Origin of the sequence: Streptomyces pluripotens (assembly GCF_000802245.2) — a bacterium.
In the GTDB taxonomy this organism is placed as follows: Bacteria; Actinomycetota; Actinomycetes; order Streptomycetales; family Streptomycetaceae; genus Streptomyces; species Streptomyces pluripotens.
Genome location: NZ_CP021080.1, coordinates 5,966,387 through 5,988,380, shown reverse-complemented (window position 1 = coordinate 5,988,380; position 21,994 = coordinate 5,966,387). Strand labels below are relative to the sequence as shown.

At 69.1% G+C, this 21,994-nt stretch carries 19 protein-coding genes; 8 read left to right on the top strand and 11 right to left on the bottom strand.

The window, feature by feature from the left end; all coding sequences use genetic code 11:
• Nucleotide 1 precedes the first annotated feature (1 nt).
• The gene (gene hemE, locus LK06_RS26620; protein WP_039647991.1) at nucleotides 2-1,069 is read right to left on the bottom strand and encodes a uroporphyrinogen decarboxylase; all 1,068 of its coding nucleotides are present in this window, start codon (nucleotides 1,067-1,069) and stop codon (nucleotides 2-4) included.
• Between the two features lie 97 nt (nucleotides 1,070-1,166).
• On the opposite strand from hemE, the gene LK06_RS26615 reads away from it, so the two are divergent.
• The 6 genes from LK06_RS26615 to LK06_RS26590 all read left to right on the top strand — a co-directional run bounded on the left by LK06_RS26615 (nucleotide 1,167) and on the right by LK06_RS26590 (nucleotide 8,693).
• On the top strand, nucleotides 1,167-1,838 hold the full coding sequence (locus tag LK06_RS26615) for a DUF3000 domain-containing protein (protein WP_071659122.1): 672 nt from the start codon (nucleotides 1,167-1,169) through the stop codon (nucleotides 1,836-1,838).
• Nucleotides 1,839-2,120: 282 nt separating this feature from the next.
• A complete protein-coding gene (locus LK06_RS26610) occupies nucleotides 2,121-2,780 on the top strand; it encodes a response regulator transcription factor (protein WP_030777669.1) in 660 nt (219 codons plus the stop codon).
• 148 nt (nucleotides 2,781-2,928) lie between these two features.
• A complete protein-coding gene (locus LK06_RS26605) occupies nucleotides 2,929-4,218 on the top strand; it encodes a ribonuclease D (protein ID WP_071659121.1) in 1,290 nt (429 codons plus the stop codon).
• 459 nt (nucleotides 4,219-4,677) lie between these two features.
• On the top strand, nucleotides 4,678-5,892 hold the full coding sequence (locus LK06_RS26600; protein WP_043433361.1) for a thiolase family protein: 1,215 nt from the start codon (nucleotides 4,678-4,680) through the stop codon (nucleotides 5,890-5,892).
• A complete protein-coding gene (locus LK06_RS26595) occupies nucleotides 5,889-8,018 on the top strand; it encodes a 3-hydroxyacyl-CoA dehydrogenase NAD-binding domain-containing protein (protein ID WP_039647997.1) in 2,130 nt (709 codons plus the stop codon). The genes LK06_RS26600 and LK06_RS26595 overlap by 4 nt, the downstream gene beginning before the upstream one ends.
• Nucleotides 8,019-8,384: 366 nt before the next feature.
• Nucleotides 8,385-8,693, top strand: coding sequence for a DF family (seleno)protein (locus LK06_RS26590; RefSeq protein ID WP_039647998.1), 309 nt, complete (start codon nucleotides 8,385-8,387; stop codon nucleotides 8,691-8,693).
• Nucleotides 8,694-8,817: 124 nt separating this feature from the next.
• On the opposite strand, the gene LK06_RS26585 is transcribed toward LK06_RS26590, so the two are convergent.
• Complete coding sequence (locus tag LK06_RS26585; protein ID WP_039647999.1) at nucleotides 8,818-9,834, bottom strand: DUF8189 domain-containing protein; 1,017 nt, start codon at nucleotides 9,832-9,834, stop codon at nucleotides 8,818-8,820.
• Nucleotides 9,835-10,169: 335 nt separating this feature from the next.
• Here LK06_RS26585 and LK06_RS26580 point away from each other — a divergent pair, with 335 nt between their 5' ends.
• Complete coding sequence (locus LK06_RS26580; RefSeq protein WP_043405177.1) at nucleotides 10,170-10,577, top strand: PIN domain-containing protein; 408 nt, start codon at nucleotides 10,170-10,172, stop codon at nucleotides 10,575-10,577.
• A gap of 133 nt (nucleotides 10,578-10,710) precedes the next feature.
• On the top strand, nucleotides 10,711-10,866 hold the full coding sequence (locus LK06_RS33455; RefSeq protein WP_159025342.1) for a hypothetical protein: 156 nt from the start codon (nucleotides 10,711-10,713) through the stop codon (nucleotides 10,864-10,866).
• 148 nt (nucleotides 10,867-11,014) lie between these two features.
• Here the strand turns inward: LK06_RS33455 and LK06_RS33450 are convergent, their stop codons facing one another.
• The 9 genes from LK06_RS33450 to LK06_RS26535 all read right to left on the bottom strand — a co-directional run bounded on the left by LK06_RS33450 (nucleotide 11,015) and on the right by LK06_RS26535 (nucleotide 21,965).
• On the bottom strand, nucleotides 11,015-11,164 hold the full coding sequence (locus tag LK06_RS33450; RefSeq protein WP_159025042.1) for a hypothetical protein: 150 nt from the start codon (nucleotides 11,162-11,164) through the stop codon (nucleotides 11,015-11,017).
• A gap of 228 nt (nucleotides 11,165-11,392) precedes the next feature.
• Nucleotides 11,393-12,922 (bottom strand): amino acid permease, encoded by a 1,530-nt coding sequence (locus tag LK06_RS26570; protein WP_039648006.1) that lies wholly within the window; start codon nucleotides 12,920-12,922, stop codon nucleotides 11,393-11,395.
• Nucleotides 12,923-13,071: 149 nt separating this feature from the next.
• Nucleotides 13,072-15,000, bottom strand: coding sequence for a 1-deoxy-D-xylulose-5-phosphate synthase (gene dxs / locus LK06_RS26565; RefSeq protein WP_039648008.1), 1,929 nt, complete (start codon nucleotides 14,998-15,000; stop codon nucleotides 13,072-13,074).
• Nucleotides 15,001-15,157: 157 nt separating this feature from the next.
• Entirely contained in the window at nucleotides 15,158-16,468 is a 1,311-nt protein-coding gene (locus LK06_RS26560; RefSeq protein WP_039648009.1) for a sugar ABC transporter permease, read from the bottom strand.
• A complete protein-coding gene (locus tag LK06_RS26555) occupies nucleotides 16,465-17,256 on the bottom strand; it encodes an ATP-binding cassette domain-containing protein (protein ID WP_039648011.1) in 792 nt (263 codons plus the stop codon). Before LK06_RS26555 ends, LK06_RS26560 begins: the two co-directional genes overlap by 4 nt.
• A gap of 186 nt (nucleotides 17,257-17,442) precedes the next feature.
• Nucleotides 17,443-18,549 (bottom strand): sugar ABC transporter substrate-binding protein, encoded by a 1,107-nt coding sequence (locus LK06_RS26550; protein ID WP_039648013.1) that lies wholly within the window; start codon nucleotides 18,547-18,549, stop codon nucleotides 17,443-17,445.
• Between the two features lie 133 nt (nucleotides 18,550-18,682).
• A complete protein-coding gene (locus LK06_RS26545) occupies nucleotides 18,683-19,882 on the bottom strand; it encodes an ROK family transcriptional regulator (protein ID WP_039648015.1) in 1,200 nt (399 codons plus the stop codon).
• Nucleotides 19,883-20,091: 209 nt separating this feature from the next.
• Nucleotides 20,092-21,015: a carbohydrate ABC transporter permease gene (locus tag LK06_RS26540; protein ID WP_039648017.1), complete on the bottom strand. Its 924-nt coding sequence runs from the start codon at nucleotides 21,013-21,015 to the stop codon at nucleotides 20,092-20,094.
• Between the two features lie 14 nt (nucleotides 21,016-21,029).
• On the bottom strand, nucleotides 21,030-21,965 hold the full coding sequence (locus LK06_RS26535; protein ID WP_039648019.1) for a carbohydrate ABC transporter permease: 936 nt from the start codon (nucleotides 21,963-21,965) through the stop codon (nucleotides 21,030-21,032).
• Between the last annotated feature and the right edge of the window lie 29 nt (nucleotides 21,966-21,994).

The window sequence follows — 21,994 nt, the reverse complement described above, 5'->3', positions numbered from 1 at the left end:
GTCAGCGCGCGGTCCGGGTGTGGACGTACTCCACGAGCCGGGTCAATGCGTCCGGGTCGGTGGTCGGTAGGACACCGTGCCCGAGGTTGAAGACGTGGCCCTCCAGGCCCTCGGCCGCGTCCAGTACTTCGCGGGCCTTGGCCTCGACCGTGTCCTTGCCGGTGAACAGCACCGTCGGGTCGAGGTTGCCCTGGAGCGCCCGGCCGGGGCCGACACGCCGCTGTGCCTCATCCAGCGGGACGCGCCAGTCGACGCCGACGACATCCGCGCCGGCCTCGCCCATGAGCTTCAGCAGTTCACCGGTGCCGACGCCGAAGTGGATGCGCGGGACGCCGTAGCCGGCGACCGCCTCGAAGACCTTCGCGGAGGCGGGCATGACCGAGTGCCGGTAGTCGGCCGGGGCCAGTGCACCGGCCCAGGAGTCGAAGAGTTGGACCGCGCTGGCACCGGCCTCGATCTGGACCTTCAGGAAGACGGCCGTGATGTCGGCGAGTCGGTCGAGCAGGTCGGCCCACAGCCCGGGATCGCCGTACATCATCGCCTTGGCGTTCTCGTACGTGCGGGACGGGCCGCCCTCGACCAGGTAGCTCGCGAGGGTGAAGGGCGCTCCGGCGAAACCGATCAGGGGGGTGGCGCCCAGCTCACAGGTGAGCTGGCCGATCGCTTCGGTGACGTAGGGGACGTCCTCGGGTGTGAGGTCGCGCAGCCGGGCCAGGTCGGCGCGGGTACGGATCGGCTGCTCGACGACCGGGCCCACACCGGGCTTGATGTCGAGGTCGAGACCGATGGCCTTGAGCGGGACGACGATGTCACTGAAGTAGATGGCGGCGTCCACGTTGTGCCGGCGCACCGGCTGGAGCGTGATCTCGGTGACCAGCTCGGGCCGCATGCAGGACTCCAGCATGGGGACGCCCTCACGCACCTTGCGGTACTCGGGAAGGGAGCGGCCGGCCTGGCGCATGAACCACACCGGGGTGTGCGGTACGGCCTCGCGCCGGCACGCCTTGAGGAAGGCGCTGTCGTACGTCGCTGTCGGCTGCTGGCCCGAAGGGCTTGCGTTGGCACTCACAGCGGCAAGTCTCGCACGGCCGGCGGCGCAGAGTTGCGCCCGCCCTTTGGGGTGTCCCTGCCTGCGCACCGGCGCGGTTCCCCTTACTCTTCCCCGCATGGCTGGGGCTCAGGGACGACTGTCGGACGGCGCTGACGGAATGGACGACGCGAAGGACACCGCCGGGGGGCGGGCGGGCAGTGCACTGCCGCCCGCGTTCCGGGCTGCGGTCGACGCACTGCGGACCGCACGGGTACGGCCGCAGGTCGAGGTGGAGCCGACGCCCGCCCCACGGCGGCTCGCCCCGCACGCGTACGCGCTGGAGGCGGTGGTGGTCGACGGCGAGCAGGAGCTGGCCGACGGACGGCTGGTGCTGCTGCACGATCCGGCGGGGCACGACGCCTGGCGGGGCACCTTCCGGCTGGTGACGCTGGTGCGGGCGGAGCTGGAGCCGGAGATGGCGGCCGATCCGCTGCTGCCCGAGGTGTGCTGGTCGTGGCTGACCGGCGCGCTGCAGGTGCGTGGCCTCGGGTACGGCGAGCCGAGCGGTACGGTCACGCGCGCGAGTTCCCACTACTTCGGCGGTCTGGCCGAGCGCCCGCCGGCCTCGCAGATCGAGATCCGCGCCTCCTGGACGCCCCGCGAGGGCCTGGGAGGGGTTCCGGACACCGCCGCCCACCTGGCCTCCTGGTGCGATCTACTGGCCCAAGTGGCGGGGCTGCCGCCGGCTGGTCCCGGGGACGCCTCGGTGGTGACCCTGCCGCAGCGCAGGGACCCGAAGTCCCGGTGAGCTGAGCGCCGGAGTGCGGCTACGTCATCCACATGAGGGCCCTGTTGACCATCTCTTTGTCGATACGGCCACTTTCTGTACTCGAATCGCATCTGCTTGAACCGACTCGATCTTCGGGTGATCGATCGCGCGTCCGAATTGCGCAGATTGTTACTCACTAGATCGTGATCATTCTCTAAAGGCGGACCAGTCAGCTGCCGAAGACGACTGTGACCTTGAAAGCACGGTTCGTCCCGGCTTCATCCCCACAAGCCGGCCCCGTCCCCCCACCCAGGAGGCCTGGTGTCCGTTCTCCTTGAGCAACCCGCAAGCCTGGTCGCCTACCGCCCGAACAAGCCGACCGCCATGGTGGTCGTGGCCGACCCGCGCGTCCGCTCCACCGTCACCCGCCACCTGTGGGCGCTCGGCGTGCGCGATGTCATCGAGGCCTCGTCCATCGCGGAGGCTCGTCCCCGCATCGGCAACCCGCGCGACATCTGTGTCGCCGACGTCCACCTGCCCGACGGCTCCGGCCTGACCCTACTGTCCGAGACCCGCGCCGCGGGCTGGCCCAACGGACTGGCCCTGTCCGCCGCCGACGACATCGGAGCGGTCCGCAACGCCCTGGCCGGCGGCGTCAAGGGCTATGTCGTCACCGGCACCCGCACCAACATCGGCCTGCCCACCCGGCCCGGCGCCGCCCCCCTCGGTGCCGCCGCCCGGATGCACCGCCGCCCCCCGGGTGCCCCGAGCCACCCGGGCGGCTACCGAGAGCTGTCCGGGCGCGAAGTGGAGGTGCTGCGACTGGTCGCGGAGGGCCAGTCGAACAAGGCGATCGGCGTCTCCATGGGCCTGTCCGCCCTCACCGTGAAGAGCCACCTCGCCCGGATCGCCCGCAAGCTCGGCACGGGCGACCGGGCCGGCATGGTGGCCGTGGCCCTGCGTACCGGGATCATCCACTGACGCCCCCGCGACACGGCCGCCACGCCCGCCCGCGTGAACCGGGGGTGTCACCGTGCTGACCGTTCGCTGACTGGTTTACGCCCCTCCGGCGCTCGCCGACGGAACGTTCCGTCGGCGAGCGCCTTCCCCACACGGATACCCTTGACAGGTGACCGACGCCCAAGACACCGCAGCAGACAGTTCCCTGCGCCCCAGGGGAGGCACTCCTCCTGATGACGCCGGATCTTCTGTGCCGGGGGCACCGGTTCCCTTGCTCGAACCCCGCGAGGGCATTCCACCCGTGATCGCCGACGGACCGGCCCTCACTGAGGTGATCACCGCCTTCGCCGCCGGCACCGGCCCCGTGGCCGTGGACGCCGAGCGCGCCTCCGGCTACCGCTACGGCCAGCGCGCCTACCTGGTTCAGCTGCGCCGCGCGGGTGCCGGTACCGCGTTGATCGACCCCGTCGCCTGCCCCGACCTCTCGGGACTCGGCGAGGCCCTGTCCGGCGTCGAGTGGGTGCTGCACGCGGCCACCCAGGACCTCCCCTGCCTGCGCGAGATAGGCATGGTCCCGACCGGGCTCTTCGACACCGAGCTGGCCGGCCGACTCGCCGGGTTCCCCCGTGTGGGCCTGGGCGCGATGGTCGAGGGTGTCCTCGGCTACGTCCTGGAGAAGGGCCACTCCGCCGTCGACTGGTCCACCCGACCGCTGCCCGAGCCGTGGCTGCGCTACGCGGCCCTGGACGTCGAACTCCTCGTCGACCTGCGCGACGCCCTGGAGAAGGAGCTGGACCGGCAGGGCAAGCTGGAGTGGGCCCTGGAGGAGTTCAGCGCCATCGCGGCCGCGCCGCCGACCGAACCGAGGAAGGATCCCTGGCGCCGGACGTCCGGGATGCACAAGGTACGACGGCGCCGGCAACTCGCCGTCGTGAGGGAGCTGTGGCAGACACGGGACCGGATCGCGCAGCGGCGGGACGTGTCACCGGGCAAGGTGCTGAGCGACGCGGCCATCGTGGAGGCCGCGCTCTCCCTGCCCGGAAACGTGCATGCGCTCGCCGCGCTGAACGGGTTCAGCAACCGAACGGGACGACGGCAACTGGAGCAGTGGCAGGCGGCCGTGGACCGGGCCAAGGCCCTTCCCGACAGTGCGCTGCCACAGCCGGGACAGCCCGTGACCGGGCCGCCGCCTCCTCGGGCCTGGGCAGACAAGGACCCCGCAGCCGCGGCCCGGCTGTCCGCTGCCCGGGCCGGGGTCTCGGCCCTCGCTGAGCAGCTCCATATGCCTCAGGAGAACCTGGCCTCGCCGGACACCGTGCGGCGGGTCTGCTGGGAGCCGCCCGCCGTGGTGGACGCCGGGTCGGTGGGGGCCGCACTGGCGGGCTACGGGGCTCGGCCGTGGCAGGTCGAACTGGTCACCCCCGTGCTGGTGACCGCGCTCGCCACGACCGGGGCCTGAGCCATCTCGAGCGATGAGCCGGGACCGCGGAAGCGGGTACGGGGCGTCGAAATCACGCCAAGATCCCGGGACGGCATAGGACGCACGGCGGACACACGGAGCCCTACCGGCAGCGACCGGCACGCCCTCGGGGCCCCCGGAACGACGTTCAGGGGGCACGGGCGAGGAGGACCGGCCGGCTCGTAGGGCCACGCAGGGTGGCGGGCGGGTGGCGCGCGGGGACCCGCGCTCCTCCACGCCCCGGAGCGCCTTCTGCACGGGGAGCGGGCCGGGTGCCGGAGCCTTGCGCATCGCCTCCGGCACCGCCGGACAGGTGGTTCGCGGCGCCACAGCAGGTGTGACGTTCACCGCTCCCCCCGGCAGGACTGGGCAGCTACGTTACTCATAAGTAGCATGGGTTCTGAGCGCGCGCTCAGCGCATCGCAGCCGTGCCATCCCGCACCCTGGAGGAGAGCCATCGTGCCTCGTACCGTCAGGGACGTCGTCTTCGTTGACGGCGTCCGCACCCCGTTCGGCAAGGCGGGCCCGAAGGGCATCTACCACGAGACCCGCGCCGACGACCTCGTCGTGAAGGCGATCCGGGAGCTGCTGCGCCGCAATCCCGGCCTGGACCCCAAGAAGATCGACGAGGTCGCCGTCGCCGCGACCACGCAGATCGGCGACCAGGGCCTGACCCTCGGCCGCACGGCCGGCATCCTCGCGGGTCTGCCCCAGTCCGTCCCGGGCTACTCGATCGACCGCATGTGCGCCGGCGCCCTGACCGCCGTGACCACCACCGCCGGGTCGATCGCCTTCGGTGCCTACGACGCCGTCATCGCCGGCGGCGTCGAGCACATGGGCCGTCACCCCATGGGTGAGGGCGTGGACCCGAACCCGCGCTTCGTCAGTGAGAAGCTGGTGGACGAGTCCGCCCTGTTCATGGGCATGACCGCGGAGAACCTGCACGACCGCTACCCGCAGATCACCAAGCTGCGCGCCGACGAGTACGCGGTGCGGTCGCAGGAGAGGGCCGCCAAGGCGTACGCCAACGGCAAGATCCAGCAGGACCTGGTGCCGATCTCGGTGCGCCGCACCAACCCCGAGGGCGGCGAGACCGGCTGGGGTCTGGTCACCGCCGACGAGCCGATGCGTCCCGGCACGACCCTGGAGAACCTGGCGGGCCTGAAGACGCCGTTCCGCGTCCACGGTCGGGTCACTGCGGGCAACGCGGCCGGTCTCAACGACGGTGCCACCGCGTCCATCATCGCGAGCGAGGACTTCGCCCGTGAGCATGGCCTGCCCGTCAAGATGCGCCTCGTCTCGTACGCCTTCGCGGGCGTCGAGCCGGAGGTCATGGGCTACGGCCCGATCCCGGCCACGGAGAAGGCCCTCGCCAAGGCGGGCCTGTCCATCTCCGACATCGGCCTGTTCGAGATCAACGAAGCTTTCGCCGTCCAGGTGCTGGCCTTCCTCGACCACTACGGCATCACCGACGACGAGCGCGTCAACCAGTACGGTGGCGCCATCGCCTTCGGCCACCCGCTGGCCTCCTCCGGCGTCCGCCTGATGACGCAGCTGGCCCGCCAGTTCGAGGAGCAGCCGAACGTCCGCTACGGCCTGACCACCATGTGCGTCGGCTTCGGCATGGGCGCGACGGTCATCTGGGAGAACCCGCACTTCGAGGGGGACAAGTGAGCACCACCGCCGAGCTTCTGCAGCAGGCCTCGGGCCTGTTCCCCGACGAGGTCGTCACCAGCGCACACGTGCGCCACTTCGACCTGCCGTCCGGCGCCGGGCGTTTCGCACTAATCACGCTGGACAACGGTCTGGACCACACCAAGCCGACCACCTTCGGCCCCGCCTCGCTCGCGAACCTCAATACCGCGATCGACCAGGTGGAGAAGGAGGCGGCCGAAGGTGAGATCGTCGGCGCCGGCATCACCGGCAAACCGTTCATCTTCGCAGTCGGCGCCGACCTCAAGGGCGTGGAACTGCTGAAGGAACACGAGCACGCGCTCGCCATCGGCAAGGGCGGCCACGAGGTGTTCAAGCGCCTCGCGGGTCTCGCGGTCCCGACCTTCGCGTACTACAACGGCGCGGCGATGGGCGGCGGTGTCGAGGTCGGCCTGCACTGCACATACCGGACCGTCTCCAAGGCGATCCCGGCGTTCTCGCTGCCTGAGGTCTTCCTCGGCCTGGTACCCGGCTGGGGCGGCTGCACGCTGCTGCCGAACCTGATCGGCGCCGACAAGGCCGTCTCGGTGATCATCGAGAACAGCCTCAACCAGAACAAGCAACTCAAGGGGCAGCAGGTCTTCGACCTCGGCATCGCCGACGCGATCTTCGAGGGCGCCGACTTCCTGGAGCAGTCGCTGCTGTGGACCGCCCGGGTGCTCACGGGCGACGTCGAGGTCGAGCGCCCGGTGATCGACCGCGGCGAGGGCTGGGACCAGGCCGTCGCCAAGGGTCGTTTCATCGCGGACTCCAAGGTGCACGGCGCGGCCCCGGCCGCCTACCGCGCCCTGGACATCATTGCCGCCGCCAAGGACGGCGACCTGCAGCAGGGTTACGACGCCGAGGACCAGGCGCTCGCCGACCTGATCATGGGTGGCGAACTGCGCGCCGGCATCTACGCGTTCAACCTCGTCCAGAAGCGCGGCAAGCGTCCCGCCGGCGCCCCGGACAAGAACCTGGCCCGGCCGGTCACCAAGGTCGGTGTCGTCGGCGCGGGTCTGATGGCCTCGCAGCTCGCCCTGCTGTTCCTGCGCCGCCTGGAGGTGCCGGTCGTACTGACCGACATCGACCAGGAGCGCATCGACAAGGGTGTGGGCTACGTCCACGCCGAGATCGACAAGCTGCTCGGCAAGGGCCGGATCAACCAGGACAAGGCCAACCGCCTCAAGGCGCTGGTCACCGGTGTCCTGGACAAGGCTGAGGGCTTCTCGGACGCCGACTTCGTCATCGAGGCGGTCTTCGAGGAGATGGGCGTCAAGCAGCAGGTGTTCGCGGAGGTCGAGGCGGTCGCCCCGGCACACGCCATCCTCGCGACCAACACCTCGTCCCTGTCGGTGACGGAGATGGCGTCGAAGTTGAGGCACCCCGAGCGGGTCGTCGGCTTCCACTTCTTCAACCCGGTCGCCGTCCTCCCGCTGCTGGAGATCGTCCGCGGTGAGAAGACCGACGACGCCTCGCTGGCGACCGCCTTCGCGGTGGCCAAGAAGCTGAAGAAGACCGCGGTCCTGGTCAAGGACGCCCCGGCTTTCGTGGTGAACCGCATCCTGACCCGGTTCATGGGCGAGATCCAGAACGTCATCGACGAGGGCACCCCGGTCGAGGTCGCCGAGAAGGCGGTCGAGCCGCTCGGTCTGCCGATGTCCCCGCTGGTCCTGCTGGAGCTGGTCGGCCCGGCAATCGGCCTGCACGTGTCGGAGACCCTCAACCGGGCCTTCCCAGACCGTTTCAAGGTCTCCGCGAACCTCAAGGCGGTCGTGGAGGCGGGCAAGCGGGGCTTCTACGTCTACGACAGCGGCAAGCCCGAACTGGACCCGGAGGTCGCCGCGCTGCTCAAGCAGGGCGACGTCGTACTGACCGAGGACCAGGTCCGGGCTCGGGTCCTCGACGCCGTGGCGCGCGAGATCGGGCTCATGCTCGACGAGGGCGTCGTCGCCGAGGCACAGGACATCGACCTGTGCCTGATCACGGGTGCCGGCTGGCCCTTCCACCTGGGCGGCATCACCCCGTACCTGGACCGTGAAGGTGTCTCCGAACGCGTGAACGGCAAGAAGTTCCTGGCTCCGGGCGTGGCGAGCATTCCCGCCTGATACCCGGTGACGGAAGGGGCCCCGCCGCGGGGTCCCTTCCGTTCGAGTTCTCACGGTCATTGCAGCACCCGGCCTGCGGGGATGCGATGGTCTTCAAAACCCGCGAGATCCGGACACCACCGGGACGCAAGAAGTCGGCCCGTGAGCGGGAGGCACAGCCCCGTCCCGCGCAGAAGACCAACGACCTGCGGCGACAGTACGTCCCCGAGGGCGCCGACCCGCCGGTCCACAGCCGCGAGCGTCTCGGCGCTACCGCGGCCGAGCTCAACAGCCGCCCCGCAGGCCCCCGGCCGGGACGCCCCGGCCCAGCACCTGTACCAACTCTGTTCCACCCTGCTGTCTGACGCCCCGAGGGACCATGGAGCGGTGGACATCGAACTGCTCTACTTCGTGGGCTGCCCGAACTGGCACCTGGCACGGGAACGGCTCAGGCAGGCCCTCAAGGCCGCAGGCCACGCCGACCTGGAGATCCACCTGCGCGCTGTCCGGACCGACCGGGAAGCCCAGGCCCTGCGCTTCCCCGGATCACCCACGATCCGCATCGGTGGACACGACCCGTTCCCTTCCCCAGCCCAGGCCTACGGCCTGACCTGCCGGGTCTACGCGACACCGGACGGCCTCGCCGGCGCACCCACCGTCGAGCAGCTCGTCCAGGTACTCACCAGCTCAGCCTAGGAGCGCCGTCGCACCCTCCGTGTCGCAGCGCTCCCAGGAATCCGCCCGGATGACCAGCGAGCCGTTTGCCGGACGGCCAGCGGAGACCCTTCCGCATCGCCGGGCACGGTCCGGTCGGGCACGGTCAGACCTGCCGCCACGCCTCCAGTGCCAGCCCCGGCTCGTCCTTCCGTGCGGTCAGCAGGAGCTGGCCGGTTGACGGGGACGACGTCGCCGCCACCACCCGGCCGTTGTCGTCGGTCGTGAGGGACACCGTCGCGTCCAGAGACAGTTGCGGACCGGACTCCGTCCACCACGCGCCCGCCGACTCCAGCTCGGTCGGATACGCGGCGAACGCGACCCGGCCGCTCGCCGAGCGCTGGGCGAGCAACGTGCAGTCGTGGCCGTCGATGTCGCAGCGCACCGCCGAGACCGGGCCGGGCCCCGCCGAAGCGACGACAACGGCCGGTTCGTCTCCGGGACGCCAGGCGCACAGGTCGCCGGAGACGTCGGTGTAGAAGACGGTCGTGCTGTCGGCTGACGTGGCGAGGGCGTACAGGGTTCCCGGGCGGACCTGAGTCTGCAGGGCCTCCTGCAGGACCGGCTGGGCGCCCGGCTCCTGCTGGCGCCAGTGGAGGATTCCGTCGGGCACGGTGGCGTACAGCTCGACCCGGCCGGACTCTCCCGTCGCCGCTGCCAGGCAGTCCTGTACGGAGCTTCCCTTGAGCTCCCGCCAGGGCTCCCAGCCGCCCTTCTCCTTCTGGGCGAGCAGACTCACCGTGCCGTCCTCGCCGGGGACGAAGACGTGGGCGCGGCCCTGGGCGTCGACGGCGACCGCGGGTGCGCCGGTCCGCCTGCCCTGCCCGCGCGGGTGGCCGACCGGGTTCCAGTCCAGGGCCCCCAGATGTGGGCGGAAGTGGGCGGAGTGCACCAGTCCCGACTCACCGTTGGTCATGGGCCGCCAGGAGACCAGGTGGGCATAGCCGTCGATGCCCTGGCCGATCCCCAGGACCGGGTGCAACTTCTGTTCGCCGCCCACTGTGCGCGGGGCGGTCCAGGCGCCGCCGCGACCACGCTCCGAGCGGCACAGGACCGCGTCGCCCGATAGCTGGTAGACACTGAGCCGGCCGTCTCGGCCGCGGATGAGCCAGTCGCCGTTCACCGGTTCACTTTAAGCCGGTTCGCTCTGGACCCCGATTCCGGCCCCGGCCGCGGCTCCGGGCAGGGTGGGGCGAGCTGGGTCGGACCGCGTCGGAAGGGCGCAGAGCCACAAGCTCGGAACCGCGGGCGCGGAAACCCAGGCGCGCAACCACGCTCGCCACCACGGGCTCGCAAGAGTCGGGGCTCTCTCAGAACGCTCCGCACCGTCGGCACCGGTGCCGGAGCGGGGGATACCGTCGCACACGCCGATCACGTACCGTTTGCGCACGCCGAGCCTTCGCCTCCGGCCGGGCGAAGGCTCCCGCAGCACCGTCAACGACAGCGAGCGCAAACGACATGTCAGAAACACCCGGGTCGTCGAAGGCGCCGGACACACCGGACCCGAACCTGTTCCTGGTCCTCGTGGACGGTGCGAACGTCGTCGGGTCGCGGCCCGACGGCTGGTGGCGGGACCGCAGGGGGGCCGCCGAGCGGCTCCGGGACCGGTTGGCGCGTGAGGGGCTGCCGGGGAGTGCGGGACCGGTGGAAATCGTGCTCGTGGTCGAGGGCGCGGCCAGGGGAGTGACGTCCGTGCCGGGGGTACGGGTCGAGTCGGCGCCGGGCAGCGGCGACGACCGGATCGTGGAACTGACCGCCGACCAGCCCGGTCGACCCCGCCTCGTGGTCACCGCTGACCGTGGGCTGCGGCGCCGGGTGACCGAACTGGGGGCAGAGGTAGTGGGGCCTCGCGCCGTTCTGGGCTGAGCGGCTCCCGTGGCTCCGCGGGTCCCCCCGTGTCTGCCCCCGGTCCCACTGAGCCCCGCGCCCGGCCGGTGTGACCAGCCCCCTCACAACCGGCTGCCTCACCGGTGCGAGGAAACGACTCGCAAGACTCCAGGTGGGTGACCGCCGACTGCCGCGCGACCGGGCCGCACCGGGCCGATTGCCGTCGGGCCTCGATGAGCTGGTCCCCGCCAACACGTTCGCGACGGCCCCGGTCTGGTGCGCCTGGGCTGCGGCGATGACGGGGCTGTGGTCCACCAAGCTCCCCTGATGGCAGCCACCACCGACAGCCTCCGCATGGGGTACGAGGGCAGCCGGAGTACGGCGGAGGCGTGCCGTACGGCGCCCGTCCTGCACAACAGGAGCGGGCCGCCACCGGATTCACCGGTGGCGGCCCGCACGGAGGGGGGGTGTCGACGTCATACGACGACGGCGTTCAGGGCGCGGCGGGCGCGCTGGGTGACGCGTTCGGCGCGGTGCTGGAGGCGGACCGCGCGCGCGAGGCGTTCTCGCTCCGCTTCTCGCATGCGCTCGCTCATGAGCTCGCGTGTCTGGGCTTCGTACAGCATGGGTGCCCCCTTGGGTGGCGGGCCTTCCGGCACCTGGTGGTACCCGACCTCTCCCGGCCCCGCCTTCTTCTTAGAATTATACAGTCTTCTGACCGATCCACCTTCATTTTCGACACCATCGAAGCCTGATCACCTGCCAATGTCAGGATCACTGGCAACGAGGATGCGGCATACGCGACGTCACGGCCCGCTGACCTGCGGTCCCTCGCTCCCTGGTGGTCCGCTGGCCTAGGGCTGGGGCGCGTTGCCCGCGGGCGGCTGCGGAGCCTGCCCGGCCGGGGTCTGCCCGCGCACAGCCAGCTGGCTGTGCGTACGGCCGTACAGGAAGTAGACGAAGAGCCCGATCACCATCCAGATCGCGAAGCGCAGCCAGGTCTCAGCGGGCAGGTTGAGCATCAGCCACAGCGAGGCGCACACCGACAGGATCGGGATGACCGGCACCCACGGCGTGCGGAAGGCTCGGGGCAGGTCGGGGCGGGTCCGACGGAGGATGACCACGCTGATCGCGACCACCACGAATGCGAACAGCGTGCCGATGTTCACGAGTTCGGCAAGCTGGCTCAGACTGGTGAACCCGGCGATGGCCGCGATGATGACACCGAGCAGGATGGTCGGCCGGTGGGGGGTCTTGAAGCGCGGGTGCACCCGGGAGAAGAAGCGCGGCAGCAGTCCGTCCCGGCTCATCGCGAAGAACACCCGGGTCTGGCCGAGCAGCAGGATCATGCACACGGTGGTCAGGCCGATGACCGCACCGAAGCTGATCACACCCGCGAACCAGGGGTGCCCGACCGCTTTGAACGCGTCGGCGAGCGGAGCCTCGACCGAGAGCCTGGTGTACTTCTCCATGCCGGTGACGACGATGGCCACGGCGACGTAGAGCACCGTACAGATGAAGAGTGAGCCGAGGATTCCGCGTGGCATGTCCCGCTGCGGGTTACGGGTCTCCTCGGCGGCCGTGGCCACGATGTCGAAGCCGATGAACGCGAAGAACACCACGGAGGCGGCGGTGAAGATGCCCATCACGCCGAAGTTGGACGGTGCCCAACCGAACATCAGCTGGATGAGCGGCGCTTTGAGGCTGCCGCCCGCCGGCACCGGTTCGGCCTTCGGGATGAACGGCGAGTAGTTGGTGCCCGTGATGAAGAACGCACCGGCGATGATCACGATCAGAACGACGACCACCTTGATGGCAACGACCAGCGAGGTGATCCGGGCCGACAACTTCATGCCGAGCACGAGGATGGCGGTGAGCAGCAGCACCAGGGCGGCGGCGAGGATGTCGAAGCCGAAACCGGAGGCGTTGTCCCGGCCCGCCAGGTAGTCCGGCAGGTGCCAGCCCGCGTTGTCCAGCAGGGAGCGGATGTAGCCGGACCAGCCGACCGCAACCACCGCCGTGCCGAGCGCGAACTCCAGGACCAGGTCCCAGCCGATGATCCAGGCGGGCAGCTCGCCCAGGGAGGCGTAGCTGAAGGTGTACGCCGATCCGGCCACCGGAACCGTGGAGGCGAACTCGGCGTAGCACAGGGCGGCGAGGGCGCAGACCACACCGGCCGCCACGAAGGCCAGGGACACCGCTGGACCGGCGCTGTTCTTGGCGACCTGTCCGGTGAGGACGAAGATACCGGTGCCGATGATCACGCCGACACCGAAGACGGTCAGGTCGAGCGCGGAGAGGGACTTCCTGAGCGCGTGCTCCGGTTCCTCGGTGTCCTGGATGGACTGCTCGACGTTCTTCGTCCTGAAGAGCGTGCTGCTCACGTTCCTGCCTCCCACGCTTGTCGCCCTCGACACGGCCCGACGTGATCGCGAGGTCGGGATGCGCATGCCCCGGCACAGGCAGGTTCACGCAAACAGGCCGGTCCCGCCACCTGGAGGAGTGGCGGGACCGGCCCGGACGGGCGCCTGCCCTAGTCGCGCGCGGGCTGCACGGAGTCGACCGCTTCGGCCGTACGGTCGAAGCGGCCGTCGAGCTTGGAGACCAGTCCGGTGACCTGGCGGGCGATGTCGGGCGCGGTGAGCCCGATCTCGGCCAGCACCTCGGCGCGGGAGGCGTGGTCCAGGAAGCGCGGCGGGATACCGAAGTCACGCAGCGGCACGTCCACACCCGCGTCGCGCAGGGCCTGGGCGATGGCGGAGCCGACACCGCCGGCGCGGCTGTTGTCCTCGACGGTGACGACGACCCGGTGGCGTTCCGCCAACGGGGCCATGGCCTCATCGACGGGCTTGACCCAGCGCGGGTCGACCACCGTGGCGGAAATGCCCTGTTTGTCGAGCAGGTCGGCGACCTCCAGACACATCGGGGCGAGGGCACCCACGGAGACCAGGAGCACGTCCGGTTTGTCGGTGCCCGACTCGCGCAACACGTCCATGCCGCCGATCCGCGCCACGGCCGGCACTGCGGGCCCGACGGCGCCCTTGGAGAAGCGCACCACGGTCGGTGCGTCCTCGACGGCGACGGCCTCACGCAACTGGGCGCGGACCTGGTCGGCGTCGCGCGGTGCAGCGAGTCGCAGCCCGGGCACCACCTGGAGGATGGACATGTCCCACATGCCGTTGTGGGAGGCGCCGTCGGTGCCGGTGACGCCGGCTCGGTCCAGTACGAAGGTCACCCCGCACCGGTGCAGGGCCACGTCCATCAGGACCTGGTCGAAGGCGCGGTTGAGGAAGGTGGCGTACACGGCGAAGACCGGGTGCAGCCCGCCGTACGCGAGCCCCGCCGCCGAGACGGCGCCGTGCTGCTCGGCGATCCCGACGTCGTACACGCGTTCGGGGAACCGCTTGGCGAACCTGTCCAGGCCGACCGGCTGGAGCATGGCGGCGGTGATGGCCACGATGTCCTGGCGTTCCTCGCCGAGCCTGACCATCTCCTCGCCGAACACCGAGGTCCAGTCGGCGCCGGAGGAGGCGACCGGCAGACCCGTGTCCGGGTGGATCTTGCCGACGGCGTGGAAGCGGTCCGCCTCGTCCTGCAGGGCGGGCTGGTACCCGCGGCCCTTCTCGGTGAGGCAGTGCACGATGACCGGCCCGCCGAACCGTTTGGCCCGGGCCAGCGCCGACTCCAGCGCCTCGATGTCGTGGCCGTCGATCGGACCGACGTACTTCAGCCCCAGGTCCTCGAACATGCCCTGCGGTGCAATGAAGTCCTTCAGGCCCTTCTTGGCCCCGTGCAGGGTCTCGTACAGCGGCTTGCCCACCACCGGGGTCCGTTCCAGGACCTCCTTGGTCCGGGCGAGGAACCGCTCGTACCCCTCGGTCGTCCGCAGGGTCGCCAGGTGGTTGGCGAGGCCGCCGATGGTGGGGGCGTACGACCGCTCGTTGTCGTTGACGACGATGACCAGCGGGCGGTCCTTGGCATCGGCGATGTTGTTCAGCGCCTCCCAGGCCATGCCGCCGGTGAGCGCACCGTCACCGATGACGGCGACCACATGGCTGTCGCGCTTGTTGAGCTGGTTGGCCTTGGCGATGCCGTCCGCCCAGCCGAGGACCGTGGAGGCGTGGCTGTTCTCGATGACATCGTGCTCGGACTCGGCCTGCGAGGGGTAGCCGGACAGGCCGCCCTTCATCTTCAGCCGGGAGAAGTCCCGCCGGCCGGTGAGCAGCTTGTGCACGTAGGACTGGTGGCCGGTGTCCCACAGCACCTTGTCCTTGGGTGAGTCGAAGACCCGGTGCAGCGCGATGGTCAGCTCCACGACACCGAGATTGGGTCCGAGGTGGCCGCCGGTCTTGGAGACGGCGTCCACCAGGAAGGTCCGGATCTCCTCTGCCAGCTGGTCCAGCTCCTCAAGACTGAGCCGGTCCAGATCGCGCGGTCCCCTGATGCGGGTCAGCAGCGGCACCCGTGCCTCCTTGCAGTAAGAGCTGATCGAGCTGTTGCCGGGCCCGTTGAGTCTAATGTTCCGACTTTGCGGGACACGACAGCGCCCGGCACGTTTCACAGTGCCGGGCGCTGGTGGGTGCCCGCGGCCCGTGGGGCACCCTTGCGACGACCGGGCGTTACGCCCGGCCGGCCGTCTTCTGCGTCTTACGCGTGACGGAGTCGATGACGACCGTGGTCAGCAACACGGCAGCCGTGATCATGTACTTCACCGGTTCCGCGATGGACTCCAACTGCAGGCCGTACTGGATCGACACGATCACCAGTACACCGAGCAGTGCGTTCCACGTGCGCCCACGGCCACCGAACAGCGAGGTACCACCGATCACCGCAGCGGCGATCGCGTTCATCAGCAGGTCATTGGTGCCGGCGCTCTGGTTGGCCGAGGCGATCTTCGACGCCAGGAACAGACCGCCGATGGCGGCGAAACCGCCGGAGATCCCGAAGACGGAGATCCGCATCGCCGTGACGTTGATACCCGCACGCCGGGACGCCTCCACGCTACCGCCGAGGGCGAAGACCTTCCTACCGTAGGGGGTGCGCCGCAGCACGAAGTCCGTGGCGATCAGGAAGGCCAGGAAGACGACCGTGGCCAGCGGCAGGCCCTTGTACTGGTTGTACATGTAGGCGGCGGCGAAGGAGACGATGGCCAGCAGGGCCGTGCGCAGGACCGTGTCGCTGAGCGGCCGGGACGGGACGCCCGCGGCCTCGCGACGCCGGTTGCCCAGGAAGGAGGAGAGGAAGAACACGACGACCACGACGGCGGCGAGACCGTAGGCGGCGGCCACGTCGGAGAAGAAGTACGTGGTCAGCTTGCCGATCAGACCGTCCGGGTCGAGGTTGATCGTGCCGTTCTGACCCAGCACCTTCAGCATGAAGCCGAGCCAGAACAGCAGACCGGCCAGTGTCACGGCGAAGGCGGGGGCGCCGAGCACGGCGAAGAAGAAGCCGTGCACAGCACCGATGGCGCATCCCGCGGCGATGGCGACGAGCACCGCAGCCCACTCGGGCAGGCCCTGGTTGACGGCGAGGACAGCCGCGATGGCACTGGCCGCACCGCTGACCGAGCCGACCGACAGGTCGATCTCGCCGAGCAACAGCACGAAGACGATGCCGACCGAGATCATGCCCGTACCGACCATCGTGACGGTGATGTCGCTGATGTTCTGCGCGGACAGGAAGTTGGAGTTCAGCAGCTGGAAGATGATGCAAATGACCGCGAGGCCCACGACGACCGGGACGGAGCCCAGTTCACCGGCTTTCATCTTGCGCTTGAACTCGTCCCAGTAGCCGAGGACGCCCTCCTGGCGGACGAGCAGCCGGGGGTCGACCGCTGCGGCCGAGGGGACGGCCGCCTCGGGGTTCTCGGCGGCCTTGCCGTCCGTGTGGAGCTTCTTGCCGGGGTTCTCAGAGGTCTTGTCGATGCTCACTGGGAAGCCTCCCCGTTCGTGCGCGCCGCACGGCGGGTCACGGCGTTGTCGGTGGCGCCGGTGATGGCGGAGATGATCTCCTCCTGCGAGGTCGTCTTGACCTCGAAGACGCCGTTGTTGCGGCCGAGGCGGAGGACCGCGACCTTGTCGGCCACGGCCTTCACGTCCGCCATGTTGTGGCTAATGAGGATGACGGCGTGACCGCGCTCGCGCAGGCGCTCCACGAGGTCGAGGACCTGGGCGGTCTGCTCGACGCCGAGGGCCGCGGTGGGCTCGTCGAGGATGACCAGCTTGGGGTCGCCCAGCATCGAGCGGGCGATGGCCACGGTCTGGCGCTGGCCGCCGGAGAGCGAAGCGATCGGGATGCGGACGCTGGGGATGCGGATCGACAGCGTGGTGAGCAGCTCGCGGGCGCGGCGCTCCATCTCGACCTCGTCCAGGACGCCCCACTTCTTCAGCTCACGGCCGAGGAAGAGGTTGCCGACGACGTCGATGTTGTCGCACAGCGCGAGATCCTGGTACACCGTCGCGATGCCCAGGGCCTGGGCATCGTGCGGCCTGCTGATCGACACGGGCTTGCCGTCCCACTCGATGGCGCCCTCGTCGATGGGGTGCACGCCGGCGATCGTCTTGACCAGCGTGGACTTTCCGGCGCCGTTGTCGCCCACCAGGGCGACCACTTCACCGGCGTGGACCTCAAGCTCTACGTCGGTGAGCGCCTGAACGGCACCGAACCGCTTGGAGACCCCGCGCAACGCCAGCACGGGCGTAGCGGACACGTGAACCATCTCCTTCGCCGCCTGACCCGGCGGGAGGTTGTGCAGAAGTTGGGGGGAAGTTCCGTCCGGCACCCCGCGCCTAGCTTGCGGGGCTGTCTGGTTGCGCGGGGCGCCGGAGGAGCCGTGGGCAGTCAGCCGGCTTCCCTGCGGACGAGTTCAGGGGTGAACGTCCGCAGGGAAGGGACTCGTGACTGCTTACTTGATGCCGAGCTTGTCGCAGGCCGACTTGTACTTGCCGGTGCAGATGTCGGCGACGGTGTAGACGCCGTCCTTGATGACGGTGTCCTTGATGTTGTCCTTGGTCAGCGAGGTGACCGGGACGAGGACCGAGGGGACGTCCTTCTGGGAGTTGCTGGAGACCGTGTCCTTGGCGACGGAGTCCAGCGACTTGCCCTGGGCGAGCGCGACGGCCATCTCGGCGGCGGCGTCGGCCTCCGGAGCGTACGGCTTGTAGACGCTCATGTACTGCTCACCGGCGACGATGCGCTGCACGCCGGCCAGCTCGGCGTCCTGGCCGGTGACCGGAACCTTCAGGCCCGCGGCGTTCAGGGCGGTGATGATGCCGCCGGCCATGCCGTCGTTGGCGGAGTAGACTCCCGCGATCTTGTCCTTGCCGACCGCGGAGATCGCCGCCTCCATCTCGGAGTTGGCGTTGTCCGGCGACCACTCCTTGGTGTCGTACTCCTTGGCGATGGTGACCTTGCCGTCGAGGACGGAGTGCGCGCCCTTCTTGAACTGGGCGGCGTTCGGGTCGGTCACCGAGCCGTTGACCATGACGATCTTGGTGGACTTGGTGGCCTTGCTGCCCAGCGCCTTCAGCAGGGCCTCACCCTGGGTCTTGCCGACCTGCTCGTTGTCGAACGAGGTGTAGGCGCTGATCGGGCCCTCGGCGAGGCGGTCGTAGGCGACGACCTTGATTCCGGCGTCCTTGGCCTTCTGCACGGAGTTCTGGATGGCCTTGGCGTCCACCGCGTCCAGGATCAGGACGTCCACCTTGTTGGTGATCATGGTGTCGACCTGCTGGGCCTGCAGGTTGGCGTCCTGGCGGGCGTTGTTGTACTGGACGGTCGCCTTGCCGTTCGTCAGCTCCTTGATCTTCTTCTCGATCAGCGGCCTGTCGAACTTCTCGTACCGGGCGGTCTTGTTCTCCGGCAGGAGCAGACCGACCTTGATGTTGTCGCCCTTGCTGGCCGACGAGGAGGAAGAGTTGTCGCTGCTGCTCTTCGACTCCTTGGCGCTCCCACAGGCGGCCAGCGAGACGGCCATCGCTCCGGCGGCAACGGCAACGGCGGCACGACGCATACGTGCGTTCACTTCAGAAACCTCCCTGACGAGGCCGCGTCGCTGCGGCCGAGGTGGCTGGAAGTCAACTCGGCCACACGTGCGACGTCAAGAAGTAAATCCTTAACGAGATGGCAACGGTGCCATCCGTTCTCTAAGTGAAGGCAGGGGTCGGCGCGGAGGGCACCCCATCCAAAAGGGTCGAATCACCCATCTCACTGAGCGCGAGGGCGAGCGCTCCGAGAACCTCCGCGCGACCCCCAAGTGCCCCCGGAAGAATGGACAGTTGGCGCGCCGCGCTGGGGATGGCGTAGCGGGCGACGGACTCCCTGATCGGCCCGAGCACCAGCTCACCGGCCTCGGCGAGATCACCACCGAGGACCACCCGGCTCGGGTTCAGCAGATTGCACAAATTGGCCACTCCGCTGCCGATGTGGCGGCCAACGTCGGCGATCACCCGACGGCAGCCCGGGTCACCGTCCCTGGCCAGCCGTACGACGCCCTCCATCGTCAGATCGCTGCCATGACTGGACTGGAGCAGCGGCAGCACGTAGCGCGCCGCCGCGAACGTCTCCAGGCACCCACGGTTGCCGCAGCGGCAGACCGGGCCGGATTCATCGAGTGTAATATGCCCGATTTCGCCTGCGGTGCCGCCGGGCCCCCGGTAGATCTTCCCGTCGATCACCAGGCCGGCGCCGACACCGCTCGCGACCTTGATGTATGCAAGATCACGCACTCCCTTGCCGCTACCCCAGACCAATTCCCCGAGGGCACCGAGGTTGGCGTCGTTGTCCACGTGCACCGGCACGCCGAGCCGCTCGCGCAGCTCTTCGGCGGGTTTGGTGCCGCCCCAGCCCGGCAGGATCGCGGTGGACCCCAGCGTTCCCGACTCCACGTCGATCGGACCCGGCACACCGAGCCCCACACCAGCCACCTTGGCCCGGTCCACCCCCGTTGCCGCGATCAGCCGGCTGACCAGCTCCTCGGCCCGGTCGAAGCCTTGCGCGGCGGAGGCGTCGACATCCAGCGGCTCCGACTCCTCGGCCAGCACCTGATGAGCGAGGTTCCCGAGTGCGACGCGCAGATGGGTGTGCCCGAAGTCGACACCGATCACGATGCCGGCGTCACCGCTCAACGAGACGCTGCGGGCCCGTCGCCCTCCTGCCGACGTGGGCCTGACCTCGACGGTTCCACCGTCCTTGAGTTCCCGCACGATATTCGAGACGGTCGCGGCGGACAGACCGGTCGTCCTCGCGATCTCCGCCTGTGTGAGGGATCCGGCCAAGCGCACGGCCCGTACGACCCGCTCCAGGTTGGCTCGGTGCAGTGATGACTGCGACCCTGGAGTCTCCACAACGACCTCCTGAGCGCGGGGCCGCTTCGGCGGGACCCCGTCTATGTCCAACTAGTGAACTCTAAGCTGAGCTGTTCGGGTCGCCTTCCGTCAAGAGGTTGAATGGTTTCCGGGTCCCGGGACACACAAGAGCACGCCGTCCCGGAATCCGGAACGGCGTGCGCACGGACGGTCGCGGAGCGCTGTGGCAGCGCTCCGCGACCGCTTGGCTACTTCAGGGTGGCCGAGGTCAGACCCGCCTGGACCTGACGCTGGAAGGACAGGTACACGACCAGCATGGGGATCATGGCGATCGTCACGCCCGCAAACAGAACGGGCAGGTCGGAGGCGTAGCCCTGCTGCTGTTGCAGCTGGATGAGCCCCTGGGTGAGGACGTACCGCTCCGGGTCGGATCCACTCTGCGGCTGCATGAGGACCGTGGGCAGGATGAACTGGTTCCACTGGCCCAGGGTGTTGAAGATGCCCACGCTGATCAGACCCGGCTTGGCCATCGGCAGCATCACCTGGAAGAAGGCCCGGGTGTGCGAGGCCCCGTCCAGGACCGCCGCCTCGAAGACCGCCGTGGGCAGGGTCCGGAAGAAGGCGTGCATGAAGAACACCGTGAACGGCATCGAGTAGGCGACGTAGACCAGGATCAGTCCCTGGTAGGTGTTCAGCATGTCCAGCCGCTTGACCATGAAGAACAGCGGTACGAGGGCGAGGAACACCGGGAACATGGCACCGGCCACGAAGAAGTAGTACAGCAGCCGGTTGCCCCAGAACCTGTAGCGGGCCAGCACGTACGCGGCCATCGACCCGAAGAGCATGGTCAGCGGCACGGAGAAGACCAGGACGATCAGGGTGTTCAGGAAGTAGTCCCCAATGCCCTTGCGCCAGGCGCGGCTGAAGACGTCGAAGGACCAGTGGTGCGGCCAGCCGAAGGCCGAGCCCCCGATCTGGGCGTCGGTCTTGAAGGAGCTGAGCACCAGCCACAGCAGCGGCAGCACGATCAGCAGGGCCCACAGGGCGAGGAAGCCGTGCGAGAAGACGTTCAGGACCACGCCCTCGCCGCGCCGGTCGCCAGGGCGGACAGGTGCCTGGGCCACGGGCCGCCCGGCGGGGGCGGGGATGGTCTCCTTGATGGGTGCGCTCATCTTCGTCGCTCCGCTCAGAACTCGATGCGCTCGCGGCGAGTGGCGCGCAGCGTGACCACGGACAGGACAAGGGTGAGCAGCAGCATGATCACGCCCATGGCACAGGCGTAGCCGCTCTTCCCGTAGTAGAGGAAGTTCCGCATCATCACCGTCGACATCACGTCGCTGTGGTGGTCGGGGCCGCCGCCGTACGCGCCCATGTTCTGGGTCATCGAGGAGACCAGTACGAACATGTCCATGGCCACGATACCGAGGTAGACCCAGGCGGTCTGCACGGTGTCCCACAGCAGCGGCAGGGTGATGCGGAAGAAGGACTGGTTGCGGCTGGCCCCGTCGATCAGGGCGGCCTCGTATACGTCCTTGGGGATGGACTGCATGGCGGCGGAGAACAGCACCAGATAGAAGCCGACGCCCTGCCAGACCACGGCCACCATCAGCGCCCACAACACCAGGTTCGGCTCGTTCAGCCATTCCACCGGATTGTCCGCGTCGACCAAGCCGACCTTGATCAGGGCGCCGTTGAGCAGGCCCCCGCCGTCGCTGCGGTACACGGCGTTGAACAGCACCGCGAGAATCGCCAGCGACAGCACTTGCGGGAAAAAGTAGACGATCTTGTAGAACGCGGCTCCGGCGACCCCCTGCACTCCGCCGGCCTTGCCGCGCCCGCCCGCGTTCAGCATGAAGGCGAAGAACAGGGCGAGCAGGATCGTGATCACCGGGATGAAGACCAGGAACAGGATGTTGTGCCAGATGGCCTCCAGGAATACGTCGTCCCGGAGCAGTGCCTTGTAGTTGTCCAGACCCACGAAGTCGAAGGTCTGCGACTGGCCCTTCCAGTCGGTCAGTGAATAGCCGAACGTCTGGATGTACGGCCAGATCACGAAGATCACATAAAGCGCCACGGGAACGAAGAGAAAACCCGCGACGAACCGGTACTGCCCTTTGCGCATACCTGCCCCTGAAGTTCCGGTCAGCACCA

What these genes read in the sequence shown, in the direction of transcription:
- LK06_RS26615 (WP_071659122.1), top strand. Translation starts at nt 1,167, where the DNA reads ATGGCTGGGGCTCAGGGACGACTGTCGGACGGCGCTGACGGAATGGAC.
- LK06_RS26580 (WP_043405177.1), top strand. Translation starts at nt 10,170, where the DNA reads ATGTCAGAAACACCCGGGTCGTCGAAGGCGCCGGACACACCGGACCCG.
- LK06_RS33450 (WP_159025042.1), bottom strand. Translation starts at nt 11,164, where the DNA reads ATGCTGTACGAAGCCCAGACACGCGAGCTCATGAGCGAGCGCATGCGA.
- LK06_RS26555 (WP_039648011.1), bottom strand. Translation starts at nt 17,256, where the DNA reads ATGGTTCACGTGTCCGCTACGCCCGTGCTGGCGTTGCGCGGGGTCTCC.
- LK06_RS26550 (WP_039648013.1), bottom strand. Translation starts at nt 18,549, where the DNA reads ATGCGTCGTGCCGCCGTTGCCGTTGCCGCCGGAGCGATGGCCGTCTCG.
- LK06_RS26540 (WP_039648017.1), bottom strand. Translation starts at nt 21,015, where the DNA reads ATGAGCGCACCCATCAAGGAGACCATCCCCGCCCCCGCCGGGCGGCCC.
- LK06_RS26535 (WP_039648019.1), bottom strand. Translation starts at nt 21,965, where the DNA reads ATGCGCAAAGGGCAGTACCGGTTCGTCGCGGGTTTTCTCTTCGTTCCC.